The sequence below is a fragment of the Sedimentitalea sp. XS_ASV28 genome, from assembly GCF_041224545.1.
Classification (GTDB): domain Bacteria; phylum Pseudomonadota; class Alphaproteobacteria; order Rhodobacterales; family Rhodobacteraceae; genus Sedimentitalea.
This window is the reverse complement of record NZ_JBGFGP010000105.1, coordinates 60,679-82,681: the sequence shown is the minus strand read 5'-3', so window position 1 is coordinate 82,681 and position 22,003 is coordinate 60,679. Positions and strand designations below refer to the sequence as shown.

General features: G+C 64.1%; 15 protein-coding genes. 4 read left to right on the top strand and 11 right to left on the bottom strand.

Annotated elements, in window-relative coordinates; translation table 11 throughout:
- Window positions 1–55: 55 nt before the first annotated feature.
- Both AB9K34_RS07060 and mutL read right to left on the bottom strand, forming a co-directional pair.
- On the bottom strand, window positions 56–1,282 hold the full coding sequence (locus AB9K34_RS07060; RefSeq protein ID WP_369953718.1) for a DNA recombination protein RmuC: 1,227 nt from the start codon (window positions 1,280–1,282) through the stop codon (window positions 56–58).
- Window positions 1,279–3,123, bottom strand: coding sequence for a DNA mismatch repair endonuclease MutL (mutL, locus tag AB9K34_RS07055; protein ID WP_369953717.1), 1,845 nt, complete (start codon window positions 3,121–3,123; stop codon window positions 1,279–1,281). The genes AB9K34_RS07060 and mutL overlap by 4 nt, the downstream gene beginning before the upstream one ends.
- 126 nt (window positions 3,124–3,249) lie before the next feature.
- Between mutL and AB9K34_RS07050 the strand changes: the two genes are divergently transcribed.
- Window positions 3,250–6,825 (top strand): hydantoinase B/oxoprolinase family protein, encoded by a 3,576-nt coding sequence (locus tag AB9K34_RS07050; RefSeq protein WP_369953716.1) that lies wholly within the window; start codon window positions 3,250–3,252, stop codon window positions 6,823–6,825.
- 85 nt (window positions 6,826–6,910) lie between these two features.
- Entirely contained in the window at window positions 6,911–8,962 is a 2,052-nt protein-coding gene (locus tag AB9K34_RS07045) for a DEAD/DEAH box helicase (protein WP_369953715.1), read from the top strand.
- 4 nt (window positions 8,963–8,966) lie between these two features.
- Here AB9K34_RS07045 and AB9K34_RS07040 read toward each other — a convergent pair whose 3' ends face one another.
- From AB9K34_RS07040 to AB9K34_RS07025, 4 genes are read right to left on the bottom strand one after another with little or no spacing between them, the layout of a single operon-like run.
- Window positions 8,967–9,896: a metal ABC transporter permease gene (locus AB9K34_RS07040; RefSeq protein ID WP_369953714.1), complete on the bottom strand. Its 930-nt coding sequence runs from the start codon at window positions 9,894–9,896 to the stop codon at window positions 8,967–8,969.
- Window positions 9,893–11,098 carry a metal ABC transporter permease gene (locus tag AB9K34_RS07035; protein WP_369953713.1) on the bottom strand — a complete coding sequence of 402 codons (1,206 nt, stop codon included), beginning with the start codon at window positions 11,096–11,098 and terminating at the stop codon, window positions 9,893–9,895. The genes AB9K34_RS07040 and AB9K34_RS07035 overlap by 4 nt, the downstream gene beginning before the upstream one ends.
- 3 nt (window positions 11,099–11,101) lie before the next feature.
- Entirely contained in the window at window positions 11,102–11,911 is an 810-nt protein-coding gene (locus AB9K34_RS07030) for a metal ABC transporter ATP-binding protein (RefSeq protein WP_369953712.1), read from the bottom strand.
- Window position 11,912: 1 nt separating this feature from the next.
- Complete coding sequence (locus AB9K34_RS07025) at window positions 11,913–12,875, bottom strand: metal ABC transporter solute-binding protein, Zn/Mn family (protein ID WP_369953711.1); 963 nt, start codon at window positions 12,873–12,875, stop codon at window positions 11,913–11,915.
- Between the two features lie 199 nt (window positions 12,876–13,074).
- Between AB9K34_RS07025 and deoC the strand changes: the two genes are divergently transcribed.
- Window positions 13,075–14,064, top strand: coding sequence for a deoxyribose-phosphate aldolase (gene deoC / locus AB9K34_RS07020; RefSeq protein WP_369953710.1), 990 nt, complete (start codon window positions 13,075–13,077; stop codon window positions 14,062–14,064).
- 50 nt (window positions 14,065–14,114) lie between these two features.
- Complete coding sequence (locus AB9K34_RS07015) at window positions 14,115–16,451, top strand: aldehyde dehydrogenase family protein (protein WP_369953709.1); 2,337 nt, start codon at window positions 14,115–14,117, stop codon at window positions 16,449–16,451.
- Between the two features lie 99 nt (window positions 16,452–16,550).
- Here the strand turns inward: AB9K34_RS07015 and AB9K34_RS07010 are convergent, their stop codons facing one another.
- From AB9K34_RS07010 to purH, 5 genes are all read right to left on the bottom strand, one after another.
- Entirely contained in the window at window positions 16,551–17,864 is a 1,314-nt protein-coding gene (locus AB9K34_RS07010) for a M16 family metallopeptidase (RefSeq protein ID WP_369953708.1), read from the bottom strand.
- On the bottom strand, window positions 17,861–19,216 hold the full coding sequence (locus AB9K34_RS07005) for a M16 family metallopeptidase (protein WP_369953707.1): 1,356 nt from the start codon (window positions 19,214–19,216) through the stop codon (window positions 17,861–17,863). Before AB9K34_RS07005 ends, AB9K34_RS07010 begins: the two co-directional genes overlap by 4 nt.
- Window positions 19,217–19,320: 104 nt before the next feature.
- A complete protein-coding gene (locus AB9K34_RS07000) occupies window positions 19,321–19,833 on the bottom strand; it encodes a DUF3035 domain-containing protein (RefSeq protein ID WP_369953705.1) in 513 nt (170 codons plus the stop codon).
- Between the two features lie 38 nt (window positions 19,834–19,871).
- Window positions 19,872–20,372, bottom strand: a complete 501-nt coding sequence (gene lspA / locus AB9K34_RS06995; protein WP_369953704.1) for a signal peptidase II — start codon at window positions 20,370–20,372, stop codon at window positions 19,872–19,874.
- Between the two features lie 3 nt (window positions 20,373–20,375).
- A complete protein-coding gene (purH, locus tag AB9K34_RS06990; protein WP_369953703.1) occupies window positions 20,376–21,965 on the bottom strand; it encodes a bifunctional phosphoribosylaminoimidazolecarboxamide formyltransferase/IMP cyclohydrolase in 1,590 nt (529 codons plus the stop codon).
- Window positions 21,966–22,003 lie beyond the last annotated feature (38 nt).

Genomic DNA, 22,003 nt, shown 5'->3' with positions numbered 1-22,003 from the left:
GCCCCTCAGACACCCCGGAGTATTTTCCCAAAGATGAAGGAAGCGAGAGCGGGCATTAGCCCTCTGACTTGCCCAGTTTGACGACATTGTCCGGTTCGTCGGCGATTTCCTCGAAATCGAAATTGTCGAGCCGCCTGGCCCGTCGTCCGGCCTTGTCGGCGCTGATCTTGATGTCGGAGATGTCTTTGGCCGCCTGCGAGAAATGCCGGTCGAGATTGCCGACCCGGTCGCCGAGCCGGTCGACATCCTTGTGAAGCAGGCCCAGTTCCTTGCGGATGGCCCCCGCCTGTTCGCGCATGCGGGCATCCTTGAGGATCGCGCGCATGGTGTTGAGCGTCGCCATGCAGGTTGTGGGTGATACGATCCAGACCCGTGCCGCGAAGCCTTCGCGCACCAGTTCGGGAAAGTTCGCATGGAGTTCGGCATAGACCGCTTCGGAGGGCAGGAACATCAGCGCGCCATCCGCGGTTTCCCCATCGAGAATGTAGCGTTCGGAAATCGCCTTGATATGTGCCCGCACAGACGTGCGCATCATACGTGTCGCCTCGGTTGACTGGGCCTGTGTTTCGGCGATCCGCAGGGCTTCGTAGGCTTCGAGGGGGAACTTGCTGTCTATCACGATCGGACCCGGCGGGTTGGGCAGACGGATCAGGCAATCGGCGCGTTTTCCATTGCTCAGCGTGACCTGCAGATCGTAGCTGTCTCTGGGCAGCGCCTTGGACAGGATGTCGTTGAGCTGGATTTCCCCGAAGGCCCCGCGCGTCTGCTTGTTGCTGAGGATGTCCTGCAGCGACAGGACGTCGCCGGAAAGCTTGGTGATGTTGTCCTGCGCCTTGTCGATGGTCGCAAGCCGCTCCTGCAGGCGGGTCAGTGATGTGGCAGTCTGTTTGCTGCTGCCGTGCAGGGTTTCGCGCATCCGCTCCTGCATTTCGGTAAGGGCGCGATTCTGGCGCATCATGTTGTCGGCCAGCCTGTCATTCATGTGTTGCTGCACGTCCGACAGGCGGGCTTCGACGGTCTGGATCATCTGGACCTGGGCGTTGGCCTGGGTTTCCGAAACCTGCTGCATCCCGCCGCGCAGCTGTTCCTGCCCCATGCCCAGTTGCTGGACATTCTGCGCCAATTGCGCCGTCTGGCGGATCAGCGGTTCGAGATGGCGCGCCGAACGAGCCGTGGCGCGCAGGGACAGGAATAGCAGCAGCAGGATCAACAGGATTGCCCCGCCCGCAACCAGGAGGACCGGATCGTTCGTCGCCAGTGAGAGATCGCCGAGATGTATCATGTGCGCCCGAACAGCCGTTCGATATCGGCCAGCTTGAGTTCCACGTAGGTCGGCCGCCCGTGATTGCACTGGCCGGAATGGGGCGTCGCCTCCATTTCGCGCAGCAGGGCGTTCATTTCCTCGGCCCGCATGCGGCGCCCGGAGCGGATCGAGCCATGGCAGGCCACGCGGGACAGGATGGCCTCGATCCGGGCCTGTACGGTCTGGCTGTTGCCCAGATCGGTCAGTTCATCGACGATGTCGCGGATCATCGCGACGGCATCGACACTGCCCAGTATCGCCGGGGTTTCGCGCACCGCGACCGCGCCACCGCCGAACGGTTCGATGGTCAGGCCCAACCGGGCCAGGTCATCGGACAGGTCAAGCAATTGGGCGCATTCCGCATCCGTCAGTTCGACGATTTCCGGGATCAGCAGCGCCTGCGCCGCCACACCGTTCTCGGCCATCTGCCGTTTCAGCTTTTCGTAGACCAGACGCTCATGCGCGGCGTGCTGATCGACAATGACCATGCCGGTTTCGGTCTGGGCGATAATGTAGTTTTCATGCACCTGTCCCCGCGCCGCGCCCAGGGGCAGGGTTTCGGGTGCAGTCTCATCGGTGCGCGGTGCCTGCGGGGGGTCTACGATACGGGCGCTGTAGCTCTCGCTCATCTCGGCAAAGCCCGGCGCCTGTGCCGCATAGGCGGTGCCGCGCGCGGCGTAGGACGGCCGATCCATCTGGTAGACGCGCGCGCTCGTGGGTTCGGGGCGCATGGCCCCCAACGTGGCATGGGACACAGTGGTTGACGCGCGGTGCCCCGCCTCGGCCAGCGCATGCCGCAATGCCGATACGATCAGACCCCTTGGCACACCGGCATCGCGAAAGCGGACTTCGGACTTTGCCGGATGGACATTCACGTCCACCAGCCTCGGCTCGCAATCGAGAAACAAGGCCGCGACCGGATGCCGGTCGCGGCTCAGGAAATCGAAATAGGCGGCACGCAGGGCACCACCGAGCATTTTGTCCCGCACCGGTCTGCCGTTGACAAAGATATATTGCGCCACCGCCGCACCGCGGGAATAGGTTGGCAGCGCCGCATAGCCGAACAGGCGGATATCCTCGCGACTGGCATCGATGCGCAGGGCGTTCTCGGCAAAATCGCGACCCAGAACGCGGGACAGGCGGCCATGCAGCGCGTCAAACAGATCTCCGGTTTCCGGGTCGACGCGAAACACCACGCGCGGATCGTCGTTGCCCGAGACGTCACGCAGCGTAAAGCCGACCGATGGTTCGGCCATGGCGAGCCGTTTGATGACGTCGGTGACGGCCTGTGCTTCCGCGCGATCCGTGCGCATGAACTTGAGCCGCGCCGGCGTCGCATAGAACAGGTCGCGCAGTTCGACGACGGTGCCCAGGTTCAACGCGGCGGGCCGCACCGCGCCCATGTCGCCACCTGCAACGCGGATCATTCCCGCGTCCAGCCCGGCCACGCGGCTGGTGATGGTCAGGCGCCCCACGGCGCCGAGCGATGGCAGCGCCTCGCCCCGGAACCCGAACGTGTGAATATTCAGCAGATCGGACCCGTCGATCTTGGAGGTCGCATGACGCGACAGGGCCAGCGGCAGATCGTCCGGCGCGATACCGCAACCGTCATCCGTTACCCGGATCAGCGTCTTGCCACCATCCGCGATATCGATACCGATACGCAGGGCGCCTGCGTCGATGGCGTTTTCCACCAGTTCCTTGACGGCCGAGGCCGGACGCTCAACCACCTCGCCCGCCGCGATCCGGTTGATCGCGGTCTCGTCCAGTTGCCGGATAACGGGGCGATCTTCGCCGATATTGGGGTTTGCCTGTGCCATGACGCAACACCTAGCATGACACACAGCGATTCTGCCACCGGAATGATCGGCAAGCCGCGCTGCTCGCGTTGACAAATGCGCGGCAGACCGCAAAGGCTTGGGCCAGAACAAGACGGGGGGCGCGCGATGAGCGGACAATGGGAATTCTGGATCGACCGGGGCGGCACCTTTACCGATCTCGTCGCCCGCAGGCCAGACGGGACGCTCGCGACGCACAAGCTGCTCTCGGAGAATCCGGAACGCTATGCCGACGCGGCCGTTCAAGGCATTCGAGAGATCATGGAGGTGGACGGTGCCTTTCCGGACGGGGCCATCGGCGCGGTCAAGATGGGCACCACGGTCGCCACCAACGCGCTGCTCGAGCGCAAGGGCGAGCCGGTCCTGCTGATGATCACCAAGGGGTTCCGCGACCTTTTGCAGATCGGCTATCAGACCCGGCCCCGCCTGTTCGATCTGCACATCGTCCGGCCCGAGCTGCTGTATCACACAGTGGCGGAGATGGATGAGCGGCTCGACGCGGACGGTAAGGTGATCCGTCCGCTTGACGAAACGGCGACCCGCGCGGCGCTGGAATCGGCATATGACAGCGGGTTGCGCGCGGTGGCCATTGCGGGGCTGCACGCCTATCTCAACCCGGTCCACGAAAAGCGGGTCGCCGAAATGGCCCGCGAGATCGGCTTTGCCCAGGTTTCAAGCAGCCACGATGTCAGCAAGCTGGCCAAGCTGGTGGGGCGCGGCGACACAACGGTTGTCGATGCCTATCTCTCGCCGATCCTGCGCCGTTATGTGGATCAGGTCGCGAATGCGCTTGATATGGGGCGCGCCTGTGACCGTTTGCTGTTCATGCAATCCAGTGGCGGGCTGACCGATGCAAAACTGTTTCAGGGCAAGGACGCGATCCTGTCCGGTCCGGCGGGCGGCATCGTCGGCATGGTCAAGACCGCAGCTGCGGCGGGGCATGACCACCTGATCGGATTCGACATGGGCGGCACCTCAACCGATGTCAGCCACTATGCGGGCACCTACGAGCGCTCGTTCGAGACCGAGGTCGCCGGGGTGCGCATGCGCGCGCCGATGATGGACATTCATACCGTTGCCGCCGGCGGCGGCTCGATCTGCAGCTTTGCGCAGGGCCGTTTTCAGGTCGGACCCGAGAGCGCCGGCGCGGATCCCGGCCCCGCCTGTTATCGTCGCGGTGGCCCGCTGACGGTGACCGATTGTAACGTGATGCTGGGCAAGCTCAACCCCGATCACTTTCCCAGCGTGTTCGGACCGGATGGCGATCAGAAGCTGGATGCCGAAACCGTGCGCGACCGGTTCGCGGCGCTCGCGCGCGACGTCGCCGAAGAAACAGGCGAAGCGCCGCGTGATCCGGAAGACATTGCCACCGGATTCCTTCAGATCGCGGTCGATAACATGGCAAACGCGATCAAGAAGATCAGCGTGCAGCGCGGCCATGACGTGACCGGCTATGCGTTGCAATGCTTTGGCGGCGCGGGTGGCCAGCATGCCTGTCTCGTCGCCGACGCGCTCGGCATGTCGCGCGTGTTCATTCACCCCTATGCGGGTGTCCTGTCGGCCTATGGCATGGGCCTGGCCGAAATTCGCGCGCTGCGCGAGGTTCAGGTCGACGCCCCGCTCAGCGACATCGAGACCGCCCGGGCGGCGCTGGATACCATCCAGGCCGAGGCGACCGCCGAGGTCGGCAATCAGGGTGCCGCGCGAATCCGCACCGAATGCCGGGCGCACCTGCGCTATGACGGTTCGCATCAGGCGCTGGAAGTACCGTTCGCCGACCCCGAAACGATGCAGAGCGCGTTTGAGGCCGCGCATCGCAGCCGCTTTGGATTTGTCTCTGCGGACCGGGTCATCCTGTTCGAGATGGTCGCGGCGGAAGCCATCGGCGACACCGGGCAGGCCCCCGGCTCCGTCCCCTTCGGCACCGACCCGGAGCCACGGGCACAGATCCCGATGCATAGCGAGGGCGCATGGCGGACCGTTCCGCTCTATGTGCGCGACACCCTGCCCCGCGACGTCAGCATCAGCGGCCCCGCCGTCATCACCGAGGCCACCGGCACCAATATCGTCGAACCCGGATGGGCCGCGCGGCTGGATGATCTGGGCAACCTGATCCTTGAACGAACCAGTGCCAAGACCCATGCCCGCGCCGCCGGAACCGAGGCCGATCCGGTTCTGCTCGAAGTCATGGGCAATCTCTTCATGTCGGTTGCCGACCAGATGGGCGCAACGCTGGCCAATACATCCTGGTCGGTGAACATCAAGGAACGGCTCGATTTTTCCTGCGCCATCTTCGACGTGAACGGGGACCTGGTCGCCAACGCGCCGCATGTGCCGGTGCATCTCGGATCGATGTCCGAAAGCGTCAAGACCGTGATGCGGGAGAATGCGGGCGACATTCACGAGGGCGACGCGTTCATGCTGAACTCGCCCTATAACGGCGGCACGCACCTGCCCGACGTGACGGTGATCACCCCGGTCTTTGCGGATGGCGCGCCGGTGTTCTGGCTCGGCAGCCGGGGCCATCATGCGGATATCGGCGGCCGCACCCCCGGAAGCGCGCCGCCCGACAGCAGTCATATCGACGAGGAGGGTGTGCTGATCGACAATGTCCGTCTCGTCTCGCGTGGCGAATTCCAACGTGAGACAGCGGAACAGGTTCTGGGATCCGGTCGCTTTCCCTGCCGCAACATCGCGCAGAACATGGCCGACCTTCAGGCACAGGTGGCGGCCAACGAAACCGGGCGGCAGGCGCTGCTCAAGGTGGCGGAACGCTACGGGCTTGATGTGGTGACCGCCTATATGGGCCACGTGCAGGACAATGCCGAGGAAAGCGTGCGCCGTGTCCTTGGCAAGCTGCCCGGGGGCCGGTTCAGCTATCCGATGGATCACGGGGCCAGCATCGAAGTGTCGGTCACGGTCGATCAGGAGGCGCGCGAGGCCGTGATCGACTTTACCGGCACCTCCGCGCAGCACGCAGGCAACTACAACGCGCCTTTCGCGATCTGCCGGGCGGTCGTGCTCTACGTGTTCCGCACGCTTGTCGGCGACAATATTCCGCTGAACGAAGGCTGTCTGCATCCGCTCAGGATCATCGCACCCGAGGGTTCGATGCTGAACCCCGTCTACCCGGCGGCGGTGATCGCCGGCAATACCGAGGTCAGCCAGGCCATGTGCAACGCGCTCTACGGGGCGCTGCACGTGATCGCGGGCAGCCAGGCAACCATGAATAATTTCGTCTGGGGCAACGACGAATTCCAGAATTACGAAACCATTGCCGGCGGCACCGGTGCCGGTCCCGGGTTCGACGGCTGCGATGCGATCCAGACCCACATGACCAACACCCGCATGACCGACCCGGAAATCCTGGAAAAACGGTTTCCCGTGCGGCTGGAAACCTTTGGCATCCGCGACGGTTCCGGCGGCAGGGGCCGCTGGACCGGCGGCAACGGGGCCACGCGCCTCTTGCGGTTCCTGGCTCCGGTCACGGTGACCACGCTGTGCTCGCATCGCGAGATTCCGCCCTTTGGGGTCGATGGCGGTGCGCCGGGGGCGGTCGGGGTGAACTGGGCAGAGATGCCGGATGGCCGCCGCGTTGACCTGAAAGGCAATGACGAGATCGACCTGCCGGCAGGTGCGATCTTTGGCATGTTCACGCCCGGCGGCGGCGGCTGGGGCACATAGCCCTATACATTGCCCCGCCAAGGGTCTAGGTGGCAGCGCTTGATCCCCGCGCAGGATTGCGTGCACCCAAACCAGAGGCGGCCCCGTGAAACAACCTATCGCAGATGCCCTGCAACAGCAGGGCTATGACAGCCTGACCCAGGTTCAGGAGGCGGTGACCGACCCCGCGCTCGGCGATGCCGACCTGCTGGTGTCCGCCCAGACCGGATCGGGCAAGACCGTCGGTTTTGGCCTTGCCATCGCCGACACCCTCCTTGGCGCGGCGGATGAGTTCGACGAGGCTGCGGCGCCGCTCGCCCTGATCATCGCGCCGACCCGCGAACTGGCGCTGCAGGTCAAACGCGAACTGGCATGGCTCTATGGCAGGTCCGGCGCGCATCTGGCCTCTTGCGTGGGCGGGATGGACATGCGCGACGAACGGCGCGCCCTGGCGCGCGGCGCGCATATCGTGGTGGCGACACCGGGCCGCCTTCGGGATCACATCATGCGCGAGAGCATCGACCTGAGTGCCGTGCGCGCCGTGGTGCTGGACGAGGCGGACGAGATGCTCGATCTCGGCTTTCAGGAGGATCTCGAATTCATCCTCGCCAACACGCCCGAGACCCGCCGCACGCTGATGTTCTCGGCGACGGTGCCGCGTGGCATCGCCAACCTTGCCGGCAAATACCAGCGTGACGCGATCCGCATCACCACGGCTGCGGAAACGCGCCAGCATGCAGATATCGAATACCGTGCGCTGAGCGTGGCCGCGCGCGACACCGAGAATGCGATCATCAATGTCTTGCGCTATTACGAAGCCCCCAACGCGCTGGTCTTTGCCAATACCCGCGCGATGGTGAACCGGTTGACCACCCGCCTGTCGAACCGGGGGTTCCCCGTGGTCGCGCTCTCGGGCGAACTGTCGCAAGCCGAACGCAGCCACGCATTGCAAGCCATGCGCGACGGGCGCGCGCGGGTCTGCGTTGCCACCGATGTCGCGGCGCGCGGCATCGATCTGCCCAGCCTCGATCTGGTGGTACATGCGGAGTTGCCGAACAGCCACGAAACGCTGTTGCACCGCTCCGGGCGTACCGGGCGTGCCGGGCGCAAGGGGGTCAGTGCGCTGATCGTGCCACCCGCCGCACGCAAGAAATGCGAGCGCCTGCTGCGCTTTGCCAAGTTGACCGCCGATTGGGGCGAAGCGCCCTCCGCCGAGGACGTGCGCAGTCGCGACGAAGAACGGATGCTGGCCGACCCGGTCTGGGCGGAACCTCTGGAGCCATCCGAAGCGGCAGCCGCGCTGATCGCTCGCTTCAGCGTCGAGCAGATCGCGGCCGCCTATGTGGCGCTTTACGAAAGCCGCCATTCCGCGCCCGAAGAGCTCTCTGACCCCGCCGCGACCGGAAAACCCGAACCACGCGCGCCGTTCGGGCCCAGCGTCTGGTTCTCGGTCGCGGGCGGCAAGAAGGCGGGCATCGAAACCCGCCGTCTTTTGCCGATCCTCTGCAAGGCCGGTGGCATCACCAAAGACGACATCGGCGCAATCCGCATCCAGTTCAACGAGAGCTTTGTCGAAATCCGCGAGGCCAGCGCGGACCGTTTCACAACGACACTCGGACCAGAGATGACGGTCGAGGGCGGCGCCAAAGTGACCCGTCTGGACAAGGTGCCCGATCTGGGCGGCGCATCCAGGCCCGGCGGTGCACCCGGCGCTGGCAAGCCCCGTGGCGGCAAACCGGCAGGCCGCAAGTCCGAACCGCGTCACGCATCTGGTCCCGCGGATCGCGCCTCCGGACCGGCACCCGCCTCGGCACCTGCTCCGGTCAAACCTGCCGCAAGCGCGGACTCGGCCCCGATCGACTGGAATGACGCGCCGTCGCCGCGCGTGCGAAAACCCAAACCGGCCTCAAAGACCAAGGGGGCGGCGAAACAGGCGGGCAAACCGCGCGATCCGAGGGCCAAGGATACCTCGCGTCCCTACAAGCCCCACGGCAAACCGCCTGCAGCCAAGCGCAAATCGCGCACGGGCGAGCCGGGCAAGGCCCCGCCCGTCGGCAAGCCGAACAGCAAGAAGAACAAGGCCCGCGCCGCCGCAGCAGCAGCGGCCAAAGCAAGGGGTGGCGACAAACCGCCCCGGCGGCGCACGCCGAAATCCTAAGGCATCAGCCCTGCTGCGGCGCACCGTTGCGCGTGCGGCAGGGTCCGAACAGGGCGGCAAGCGCCAGGATCAGCCCGGACACCGTGGCGATCATCCCCGCCGCGCTGACCGCATCCTGTGCACCCAACCAGAGAGGCCCATAGCCGGCCAGCACATACCCGATCACTGCGGAAGCGGTGGCAAAGAGCACGCTCCAGGCGATCTGGTGTTCGAGGCGGTTGGTCATCAGACGCGCCGCCGCCGGCGGGCAGATGAACATCGCGATCACGATGATGGATCCCACCGCATCAAAGGCGGCAACCGCCGCCACGGCGGCGGTGATCACCAGCGCCAGCCCCAGCAGGTCGGTGCGAATGCCAAGGGTGCGGGCAAACCCTTCGTCAAAGGTCGAGAGTTTCAGCGGCCGCCAGAACACGGCGATGAAAATCGCCACCACCACGAGCGTGATCGCCATGCGCGGCAGTTCGGCCGGAAGGTTGCGCAATGCGTCGGCATCGACGAGCGAGGCCCAGCCGGTCGCATCCAGCCAGATCAGGCTTTCCAGGTTGCCATAAAGCGCATGTTCGACATCCAGATGCACTGCCGACGTGTCCGACTGTTCCAGCAACAGAACGCCGGCCGCAAACATGCTGGTAAACACCACGCCCATGGCCGCGCCGGGTTCTATCCGGCCCAGACGGCGGATCAGTTCGATCAGGACGACCGCGATCACCGCCGCTCCGGCCGCACCCAGCATCATCGGCCATGTGGCAACGATACCGGTTGCCAGGAAGGCCACCACGATCCCCGGCAGGACCACGTGACTGATAGCGTCGCCGATCAGCGCCTGCCGCCGCAGCACAAGAAAGTTCCCCGGCAAGGCGCAGGCGATGGCCGCGAAGATCCCGATCAGAAGGGGAGGAAGCGACAGGGGAACGAACTCGGCACCACTCATGCGGGCACCCCCTTTGGTCCGCCGATGGCCCGGTCGACCTCGGCGATCTGGTCGCGTGTCAGCACGGTTTCGATGTCACGCAATCCGTCATAGAGCGCGGCGGCGGCCTCGTGGTCGCGGTCGGAGCGCACGGCCTGCCAGCGCCGCTCGTCGCGCAGCGCCTTGGCGGCGCGGGCGCGGCCAAGCTCTGTGGCCACGCCGTCCGGCCGCACCAGACCCGCGCGGCGCAACAGGCGCAGCGTCAACACTTCGTAGATGGGCTGACCCTGGGCGAGCGCCAGCAACCCCTGCCGCAGATGCACGCGTTTCTGAAACCGCAAGTGCCGCAACAGCGCCGCCAGCGCCCCCCGCCCCGGCGCAAGCGACAGCGACATGACGAAACAGCCGAAGCTGACCAGCACGATGATCGGACCGGTCGGAAGATTGGGCGCCGATGCCGAGATCGCCGCGCCGACAAAGCCCGACAACCCGCCCACGAGACCGGCAAGAAGGACCACGACATCGCTGCGTTCTGTCCAGAAACGGGCCGTGACCGGCGGGATGATCAGCAATGCGACGATCAGGATCAGGCCTACGATCTTCAGGCCCACGACCGTCACCGCCATCACCAGCCCCATCATGGCAAGATCGATGCGCGCCACGGGCAGCCCGCGCGCCAGCGCATAGTCGGGATCGAAGGCCACCAGCGTCATGGGCCGGCGCAACAACAGGATCATCGCAACCGCCGCAGCGCCGCCGACAGCGATGACCATCGCATCGGCCCAGAGCATGCCCGCCGTCGACCCGAGCAAAAAGCTCTCAAGGCCGGCCTGTCGCCCCGACCCCATGGTCTGGATGACCGTCAGGAGCACGACGCCGAACCCGAAAAACACCGACAGGACCGCGCCGATGGCCGCATCCTCGGCGAGGCGCGTGCGCTGCACCAGCCAGTTAAGGCACAGCAGGCCGATCCAGGCCGAGACCGCCGATCCCAGAAGCAGCCCCACAAGGTTGCGCCCATCCCCTCCAAGCCACACCATCAGCATGAAAGCGAGGCAGACACCCGGCAGGGTCGCGTGGCTTATCGCGTCGCTGACAAGCGCGCGTTTGCGCAGGAAAAGGAAGGTGCCGGTGCTCCCGGCTGCAATGCCCAGGAGGGTCGCCCCGATGGCGACCAGCGTGGCATTATATCCCAGTTGAAGCAGAAGCGCGTCGACGAACATGGATCAGGCCAGTGCCGTCGCGGCCAGTTGATCGACCTGCACGGTGGCAAGCCGGCCACCATAGGTCGCCTGCAATGTCTCGGAGGTAAATGTCGTTGAGACCGGTCCCTCGGCGACCTTGCTGGTATTGATCAGGAACACGTTATCAAAATAATCCCGGACGGTTGCGAGATCGTGATGCACGACAACAACGGTTTTTCCCTCGGCACGCAGCGATTTCAGCACGCCGATGATCGCCTTTTCGGTCGCCGCATCGACCCCCGCAAAAGGTTCGTCCAGCAGATACAAGTCAGCGTCCTGCGCCAGCGCACGGGCGAGAAATACCCGTTGCTGCTGCCCGCCGGAAAGCTGGCCGATCTGGCGGTCGGCAAAGTCCCGCATGCCCACCCGATCAAGACAGTTCAGCGCCCGGTCGCGATGGACGCCGCGAACACGGCGCAACAGACCCAGTTGCCGGTAAAGCCCCATCAATACAACGTCGATCACGCGGGTCGGGAAATCCCAGTCGATGCTGGCGCGCTGGGGCACGTAGGCGATGCGGGCGCGTCGACGCGCAAGCGGTGCGCCAAAGACCTGCACCTGCCCCGACAATGGCCGGACGATACCGAGCGCCGCCTTGAGCAAGGTCGATTTACCCGCGCCGTTCGGACCGATGATCGCCGTCATGGTCCCCGGCTGAACGGTCATGTCGACCGAGAATACCGCCGGTTTCTGACCATAGGAAACGGTCAAACCGCGAATGGCCAAGGGGCTTTCGGTCGGCCGGTCCGGGGTCGCGACGGTGCCCTGCGACGCGATCAGTTCGATGCTCATCTCAGAACCCCGCCGACAGTTTGCCGGACATGCCCCGCTCCGGCACATCTGCGCCAAGGGCGCCGGCAATGACGGTCACGTTGTGATCGATCATGCCGATATAGGTGCCTTCATAGGTGCCATCGGCACCCATGGCATCGCTGTAGAGCTCACCACCGATCTGAACCTCATGCCCGCGCGCCGCCGCCCCTTCGACCAGCGCGCGCATGTTGCGATCAGACACCGAACTTTCGACAAAGACGGCCGTGATCCGGCGCTCGACCAGAAGATCGACCAGCGCGCTGATCCGGTTCAGCCCCGCTTCACTCTCGGTCGAGATGCCCTGTATCCCGAGCACCTCGATATCGAGACTGTCGCCAAAATAGCCAAAGGCGTCATGCGCGGTCAGCAACACGCGATTGTCCGGCGGAACCTGCGCCATGCTCTGTCTTGCATAGGTCGCGAGCGCGTCCAGATCCGACAGATGACGCGCTGCATTCGCGGCAAATATCTCTGCCGCCTCGGGCCGCGTGTCGGTCAGCGCGGCCTGAACCTGCTCCACGACGAGTTTCCACAGGTCCGGCGACATCCAGACATGCGGGTCGAACTTGTCCTGGTAACTGTCGTGACCGCGCAGCAGGTTCCGGGGCAGCCCATCGGCAACGGCCACCACGTTGCGCTTGCGTGCGAGGTCGTGAAAGAAATCCTCCATCTGCGCTTCGAGGTAGAGGCCGTGCCACAAGACAAGATCGGCCCGCGTCATCGCAACGATATCGGTCCGGGTCTGCCGATAGGAATGCGGATCGACTCCCGGTCCCATCAGGGCCCGGACCTCGACCAGTTCCCCGCCGACCTGACGCGCCGCATCCGCAATCATGCCGGTGGTCGCGACAACCTTGATCGGGGTTTCCGCCAGGGCACGTCCCGCCAGCGGCAGCAACAGCGACAACATGGAGGCAATCAGCAAGGAACGGCGTAAAAGCATCGGGGCTTTCCCATTTGTAAGAGTCGGGCTGAATATGAGAGTCATTCGCAGGTAAGTCAATGATATTGCGAATTACTCGCAACAAAAGGTGGAATATGCCTGTTTTCCTGGCAGTTTCAGCCCTGACAGGGTGTCTTGGGCCCGCTTGCCAAGCCGGCGGCCCCATGTCACGTTACGGTTTGAACATGACGGGGGCGACATGCAGACCGAAACCACGACGTGCGGGACGCTCCTGCCGCTGGCGACCGAACCGCGCAATCCCGGAACCGCGCTGGACATGCGATGGGTGAATTCGGCGCAGGCGAATACCTCGGCCATCGAGCGCCGGGTTGCGGCCCTGCCGGGACGACGCTCGGTCAAGAAAGAGCATCAGGCCGCTTGGCTGTTGCGCGCCATCAGCTGCATCGACCTGACGACGCTGTCGGGGGACGATACGGCCGGGCGCGTGCAGAGGCTATGCGCCAAGGCGCGTCAGCCGGTGCGCGAAGACCTGCTTGCCGCGCTCGGGATGCAGGGCCTGACAACCGGCGCGGTCTGTGTGTATCACGACATGATCAGGCCAGCGGTCCAGGCTCTTGATGGAAGCAGCATTCCCGTCGCGGCCGTCAGCACGGGGTTTCCCGCCGGCTTGTCGCCGTTTCACCTGCGCGTAGCAGAGATCGGGGAAAGTGTTGCCGCCGGCGCACGGGAGATCGACATCGTGATTTCCCGTCGCCACGTGCTGACCGGAGACTGGCAGTCGCTTTATGATGAGATGAAGACATTTCGCGACGCCTGCGGCGACGCGCATGTCAAGGCGATCCTTGCAACCGGCGAACTTGGTACGTTGCGCAACGTGGCGCGGGCGAGCCTGGTCTGCATGATGGCCGGGGCCGATTTCATCAAGACCTCGACCGGCAAGGAGAGCGTGAATGCCACGCTGCCGGTGTCGCTGGTGATGATCCGCGCAATTCGCGACTATTATCAGCGCACCGGGTATCGGGTGGGCTACAAGCCGGCCGGCGGCATCTCGAAGGCCAAAGATGCGCTGGTCTACCTGTCGCTGATGAAGGAGGAACTGGGGGAGCGCTGGCTTCGACCCGACCTGTTCCGTTTCGGGGCAAGTTCCCTTCTCGGTGATATCGAACGCCAGCTGGAGCATTACGTGACCGGCGCCTACTCGGCCGGATATCGCCATCCCGTCGGCTGAACCGCAGATGGCGGGCGTCGTGCAGTGAGTATTTGGACAAAGGTGAAATGATGACCGTCAAGGAAATCTTCGAGACCATGGCATATGGACCGGCCCCGGAGAGTGCCGACGAAGCGTGCAACTGGATCGACGGACATGATGGCGCGTTCGGACATTTCATCAACGGGGCGTTTACCCCGGCACTCGCGGGGTTTGAAAGCCGCAATCCTGCAAATGGCGCGCGTCTTGCCACCCTGAGCCAAGCGACGCAGGAGGATGTCGAGGCGGCCGTCACGGCGGCCCGCAAGGCACAGAAGGCATGGGCACGGCAGGGCGGTCCGGCGCGCGCGCGCCATCTCTATGCCATTGCACGGCTGTTGCAGAAACATGGCCGGCTGTTTGCCGTGCTGGAGACGCTGGACAACGGCAAGCCGATCCGCGAAAGCCGCGACATCGACATTCCGCTGGCGCAGCGTCATTTCCATTATCATGCGGGTATGGCACAGGTGATGGAAGAGGCCCTTCCCGATGCCGAACCGCTGGGCGTCTGCGGCCAGATCATCCCGTGGAATTTTCCGTTGCTGATGCTGGCATGGAAGATTGCGCCCGCGCTGGCGATGGGCAACACGGTGGTCCTGAAGCCGGCCGAATATACCTCTTTGACGGCGCTTTTGTTCGCCGAGATCTGTCAACAGGCCGGACTGCCCAGGGGTGTCGTCAACATCGTGACCGGCGACGGGGCGGTGGGCGAAATGCTCGTGGCCGCAGAGGTCGACAAGATCGCCTTTACCGGATCGACCGCCGTCGGGCGGCGCATCCGCGAGGCGACGGCGGGATCGGGCAAGGCGTTGACGCTCGAACTGGGTGGCAAGAGCCCCTATATCGTGTTCGACGATGCCGATCTGGACAGTGCTATCGAGGGGCTGGTGGATGCGATATGGCTGAACCAGGGACAAGTCTGCTGTGCGGGGTCGCGGCTTCTGGTTCAGGAGAATATCTCGGCGATGTTCCTTGAGCGGTTGCGCGCGCGGATGGACCGGCTGCGCGTCGGCGATCCGCTGGACAAGTGTATCGATATCGGCGCGGTGGTAGACCCGGTGCAGCACGCAGCGATTGCGCGCATGGTCGGTGCCAATACAGCGGGTCAGACGCATGTTGCCGCGGTCGAAATGCCGGCAGATGGCTGCTTTTATCCTCCGACACTGATCTCGGGCCTCGCACCATCTGACAGGCTGATGCAGGAAGAGATATTCGGTCCGGTACTGGCGGCGACCACATTTCGCACGCCGGATGAGGCGGTCAGCATCGCCAACAACTCGCGCTATGGGCTGGCGGCGACGGTCTGGACCGAGAATATCAATCTGGCGCTGGATATCGCACCGAAACTTGCATCGGGGGTGGTGTGGATCAATGCCACCAACCTGTTCGACGCCGCCGCGCCCTTTGGTGGCGTGCGCGAGAGCGGGTTCGGTCGCGAAGGTGGCTGGGCGGGTCTGCGGGCCTATACGCGGCCACGGGGCAAGACGAGGGCGCTCGCCCCCATCAGGCCGCATGACGGCACCGGAGCGCCGACCGATGCCCTCGACCGCACCGCCAAGATGTATATCGGTGGCAAGCAGGCGCGCCCAGACAGCGGATATTCGCAGCCGGTTTACGGGAAATCCGGTGCGCTGCTCGGGCATGTGGGGCTTGGCAGTCGCAAGGACGTGCGCAATGCGGTCGAGGCGGCGCAGGGCGCGGCGGGATGGGCAAAATCCACGGCGCATCTGCGGGCGCAGATCCTGTATTATATCGGGGAAAACCTGTCGGCGCGGGCGGAGGAATTTGCCCGCCGCATCGATGCGATGACCGGAGCGCGGCAGGGCGCAAAGGAAGTGGACGCCAGCATCCAGCGCCTGTTTTCGGCGGCGGCCTGGGCGGACAAGGTCGATGGGCGGACGGCAGCGGTGCCGATGCGTGGCATTGCGCTGGCGATGAAGGAACCCGTGGGAGTGATTGCCGCGCTCTGCGCGGATGATGCGCCACTGCTCGGGCTGGTCTCGGTGATGGCGCCTGCCATTGCGATGGGCAATCGCGTGGTTCTCGGCGCAAGCGAACCCTTCCCCCTGGCGGCAACCGATTTCTATCAGGTTCTCGACACATCCGATGTGCCGGGCGGGGTGGTCAACATCCTGACCGGGCGGCACGCCGATCTTGCGCCACATATGGCGTCGCATATGAACGTGGACGCGGTGTGGAGTTTTTCCTCAAGTGACCTGTCGGCCCGGATCGAACGCGAGAGCGCCGGAAACCTCAAGCGTACATGGGTCAACAATGCGCGCACGACAGATTGGTTCCAGCCGCAAACCGGGCGTCTCATGTCGGAAGCAACCGAGGTCAAGACGGTCTGGGTGCCTTACGGCGAATAGGGCGTTTCGCGGCAAAGCCGAAGCATTCAAGTCCGCCCGAAATCAGCGATCTCGATGCATCAGGTGACATCGGATGTTTCGGGTTGGTCGCGAAATACCCTAGTTTACCGTATCGGTCAGCCCGGCGGGTTGCCCCACCACCACGAATTGCAAGCCCTCGGGGTCGAGCAGTTCGGCGGCGACCCGGTTCACATCCTCGACCGTGACGGCGTTGATCTGGTCATTTCGGGTGGCGATGTAGTCAGCGGGCAATCCCTCCATCTGCATACCGGTCAGGATACGCGCAATCGGACCATTGCCATCGAACCGCAACGGGTAGGCACCGGTCAGATAGGTCTTGGCATCCTCGACCTCTTGCGCGCTGATCCCTTCGCTGGCGACCTGTTCCCATTCCGCACGGATCACGTCGATTGCCTCGGCGATCCGATCATTGCCCGAGGCCACACTGCCCAGATACACCGCCGCGAGGTCGCGCGGGGCCAGGTATGAATAGACCCCGTAGGTGAGGCCGCGCTTTTCACGCACCTCCTGCATCAGTCGGCTTTCGAACGAGCCGCTGCCCAGAACTTCGTTGAGCACATAAGCCGCGAAAAAATCCGGATCCATGCGGTCGATGCCGTCCTGTGCAAACACGGCGACCGATTGAGGCGTGTCGAACTCGACCACCTTGACTCCGCCGGGAATGGTGACATCCGCCGGTCCGGGCAGCGGTGCGCCGGTTTCGGGCAGGTCGGCCAGAAGGCTGTCCAGAACCTCTCCCAGTTCCTCGGGAGTGATATCCCCCACGGCGGACACATAGAGGCGGTCCCGTGCAAACACCGCCGCATGGGCGGCGAGAATGTCGTCCCGGCTCAACGCGGAAACCGACTCGACGGTGCCTTCGCCATCCGATCCATAGGGGTGATCGCCGTAGATCAGGGCGTTCAGTGTGGCGCGCGCGATGTCGTTCGGGTCCTTGGCCGCAGATTCACGGCCGGCGATGACCTGAGCCCGCACGCGCTCAATCGCCTCGGGGTCGAAACGCGGTGCATGGATGGCATCGCGCAGCAGCGCCAAAGCCTCGTCGCGGTTCTCGCTCAGGAAACGCGCCGAAACCGAGACCGCATCATCGGTCGCGTCATAGCGGAACGACGCGGCCAGCGCCTCGACGGCACGGGCATGGGCACGCGCATCCAGTTCGCCCGCCCCTTCCTCGATCAATGCGGTCATCAGATAAACCGCGCCGCGCTTGTCCGGGGGGTCCAGCGACATGCCTCCGCGAAACCGCAATTCCAGCGCCGTGAAGGGGATGCTGTGATCTTCGACAAGCCAGGCGTTGATCCCGGCAGGGCTGGTCACTTCCTGCACCTTGACCTCGGCCGAGGCCGGCAGGGCAAGAAACAGCGCGAAAAGGGCTGCGAACGCGCGCATCATTGGGTCACCTCGTCATTCTGCATCAACCAGCCGGTCACCGAGGCCTCGGGGCGAAACACCTCGCGCGCCGCGGCCATGATCTCGTCCGGCGTCACGGCCTGCAGGATGCCGGGCCATGCCTGTATGTCTTCGATGGTCAACCCGCTGGTGAGACCGCGCCCATAGCGGTTGGCGATCCCGTCCACATTGTCGCGCGCATAGATCTGCGAGGCGCGCAGCTGCATCTTGATCCGGTCAAGCTGCTCTTCATCCACCCCCGCGCGCATGAACTCGGCGATCGTCTCGTCCAGCGCCGCTTCCGCGTCCTGCAGCGAAACACCATTGGCGGGCACGATCACTAGGTCAAAGGTGGTGTCGTCCAGTGATGTGCCACCGTAATAAGCCCCGGTATAGACGGCCAGTTTCCGCTCGAACTGCAGCTTTTCCGCCAGGAACGAGGTCGTGCCGTTGCCCAGGATTTCAGACAGAAGCACCAGTGCCGCCGCCTTTTCCTGCGCGCCGCTGTCACGTTCGGGCGCGAGGTAGGATCGCGATACATAGGGCTGGGCCACCCGCGCGTCCTTGAATGTCAGACGACGTTCCGAGGTTTGCGGCGGTTCCTGCGATCTGACGCGTTCGGGCAGATCGGGGTTGGCGGGGAGACCACCATAGTATTTTTCGGCCAGTTTCCTGACCTCGTCAGGATCGGCATCGCCGGACACCACGAGAATCGCGTTATTCGGGGCGTAATGGGTGCGATAGAAGGACAGGGCATCCCCGAGGCTCAGCTCTTCCATCTCGTGTTTCCAGCCAATCACCGGCACGCCGTAGCGATGGTTCAGGTATTGCGCCGCATCCATCTGTTCATTGAACAACGCGCCGGGATTGTTTTCGACCCGCATGTTGCGTTCTTCGAGAATCACGTCGCGCTCGGTCAGGATGTCCTGTTCGGCCAGTTGCAGGTTGACCATGCGATCGGCTTCCATCTGCATCATCAACTCGAGCCGGTCCGCCGCAACCCTTTGAAAATATGCGGTGTAGTCGTAGCTGGTAAAAGCGTTGTCCTGGCCGCCATTGGCGGCAACCACTGCGGAGAATTCACCCGGCTCCAGGGTTTCCGTCCCCTTGAACAGCAAATGTTCCAGGAAATGGGCCACGCCCGAAGCGCCGACCGGTTCATCCGCCGACCCCGCCCTGTACCACACCATATGCTGCACGACCGGGGCCCGGTGATCCTCGATCACCACCACCTGCATGCCGTTGTCCAGTTCGAAACTGGTAACGGCATCCTCGATATCACCCGAGGCAGCCGGAGCGGCGATCAGGCCGGTCAGTGCGACAAAAGCGGACAGAAAGGATAGTCGACGCACCATGAGGCACCCTCCGAAATTTACCGCACTACCTACGGTCGGGGCGGCGCGGTTCAAGACGCCATTGCAAAAAAGTGAGCAACCCGCCCGGATCGCGTAAGAGGCGGTCAGTCCGACGCCGGCGCGGTCGGGGTTTCACGACCGTAGCGGCGGAATGTTTCATTGATCGGGAAGGGGTCGATGGCCTGTCGACGATAGGCCTGGCTGTAGCGGTCCACCGGGAACAGCTTGAACCCGCTCAGGCGCGCCTGTCGTTTCCGGAACTCCGCGTCCTGCTCGGCGAGTTCTTGGCGCGTGTTTGGCGGAACGCCATAGCGGCTGGCGCTGGCAACCAGGGCACCATCCGATGCCGGGATACCGCCGGTCGGGTCAAGAGCGGAAGGTCGCCCGCCAAGCGCCTCGACCGCGTCCGCGCGGGGGTTCTGGTCGACAAGGTTGCCGCCACCCGGCGTAGGTGCCGGCAGGACGTCATAATCCCGCGGCGCGGTGAGTGGTTTGACCGGGACCACCATGAATTCGTCCGGGCCTTCCGAATTGCTCCGGATGTCGTGAAGCGGCTTGTTGCTGCATCCCAGCAAGCCGACACTCAATCCAACTAAAAGAACCTGCGCTATCCGCACCGGTCATCTCCTGCCTGTTTCACTGGTGTCTACCCCATTCATCTCCTGGGGTCACGCAATGATTTCTGTTGCCCGCGCCCCTCGAACACGACCAGGCCGACAGCCCCGACAAAGATGAGAACATCCGCGAGATTGAAGACAAAGGGATTGTCAAAACCGCAACAGGACATGTTCAGGAAATCAAGCACATAGCCATAGACCAGCCGGTCGAACACATTGCCGAGCGCACCGCCGATCAACAGGCCCGCAAAAATCTGCATGATCGCACTGCGCGGATGATATCGCCGCACCCACAGCCAGACCGCCGCGATCACCGCCACCGAGAATACGATCAGCAGCCAGCGCGCGAGTTCGGACTCACCCTCGAACAGACCGAAATTGATGCCGGTATTTTCGCCATAGCGAAAGTTCAGCACTGGCGGCAGAACGTCGATCGCCAACCGCCGCGACAGCTCCATGCCGTGTACAACGGCATACTTGCTGACCTGATCTGTCGCAAAGGCCAGCAATGTGGCCCCAATCAAAAAACGCTGTGTCATGCCTCAGTGCCGGAAATGGCGCATGCCGGTAAAGACCATCGCCAGCCCGGCCTCGTCCGCCGCGGAAATCACCTCGTCATCGCGCATCGAGCCACCGGGCTGGATCAGCGCCGTGGCACCGGCCTCGGCCGCCGTGATCAGCCCGTCGGCAAAGGGAAAGAACGCATCGGAGGCAACCACCGATCCACGGGTCAGCGGTGCGTCGAGCTTCAGGGCGTCGGCCATGTCCTGCGCCTTGCGCGCCGCGATCCGCGTGCTGTCCACACGGCTCATCTGTCCGGCGCCGACGCCGACGGTGGCGCCATCCTTCACATAGATGATGGCGTTGGATTTCACATGCTTGGCGACGACCCACGCGAAAATCAGGTCGTTCAGTTCCTGTTCGCTCGGGGCGCGTTTGGTCACGACTTTCAGATCGTCGCGCGTGATATGGCCCGTGTCCTTGTCCTGCACCAGCATCCCGCCCGACACCTGCTTGTAGGCAAGCGCGGCCGCCCGCGGATCGGCCAGTGCTCCGGTGGTCAGCAGACGCAGGTTCTTTTTCGCGGCAAAAACCTCCTTCGCGGCGTCATCGGCACCGGGGGCGATGACGACCTCGGTAAAGATATTGACGATCTCTTCCGCCGTCGCGCCATCAAGAGGCTGGTTGAGCGCGATGATGCCGCCGAATGCGCTGGTGCGGTCGCAGTCGAACGCGCGCTGATAGGCCTGCTTCAATGTGTCCCCACGCGCCACGCCACAGGGGTTGGCATGCTTGATGATCGCACAGGCCGGCCCGTGTTCGGGCGCGAATTCGCTGACCAGTTCGAACGCCGCATCCGTATCGTTGATATTGTTATAGGACAGTTCCTTGCCCTGATGCTGGGTCGCGCTGGCGACGCCGGGCCGGTCGGTGCCATCGGTGTAGAAGGCCGCCTTCTGATGCGGGTTCTCGCCATAGCGCAGGGATTGCGCCAGCTCGCCCTTGATCACGCGGCGGCGCGGGGTTTCGATTCCGACGGCACCGGCCATCCAGGTGCTGACGGCGGCGTCATAGGCACCGGTTCGCGCATAGGCGATCTGCGCCAGCTGGCGGCGGAACGTATCGCTGGTGGCCCCGCCATTGGCGTCCATATCCGCCAGCAGCGCCTTGTAATCCGCGGTATCGACCACCACGGAAACGAACTTGTGGTTCTTGGCCGCGGCCCGGATCATCGCCGGGCCACCGATGTCGATATTCTCGATGCAGGTGTCATAGTCGGCGCCGCCGGCCACCGTGGCCTCGAAGGGGTAGAGGTTCACCACCAGCAGGTCGATCGGATTGATCACATGCTCTTCCATCGCAGCGACATGCGCCGGATTGTCCCGCAGCGCCAGCAAGCCTCCATGCACCATCGGGTGCAGCGTCTTGACGCGCCCATCCATCATCGCTGGAAAGCCGGTCACCTCGGAAACGTCGAGCACCTCGAGCCCGGCGCCGCGCAACGCCTGCGCGGTGCCCCCGGTGCTCAGCAATTCGACTCCGCGTTCAACCAATGCCTTGCCCAGATCGACAAGCCCGGATTTGTCGGAAACAGAGAGCAAGGCGCGGCGGATTGGTCGAAGGTCGGTCATGACAGGTCCTGAATATGATGACTGTTAGGCGCGGCATA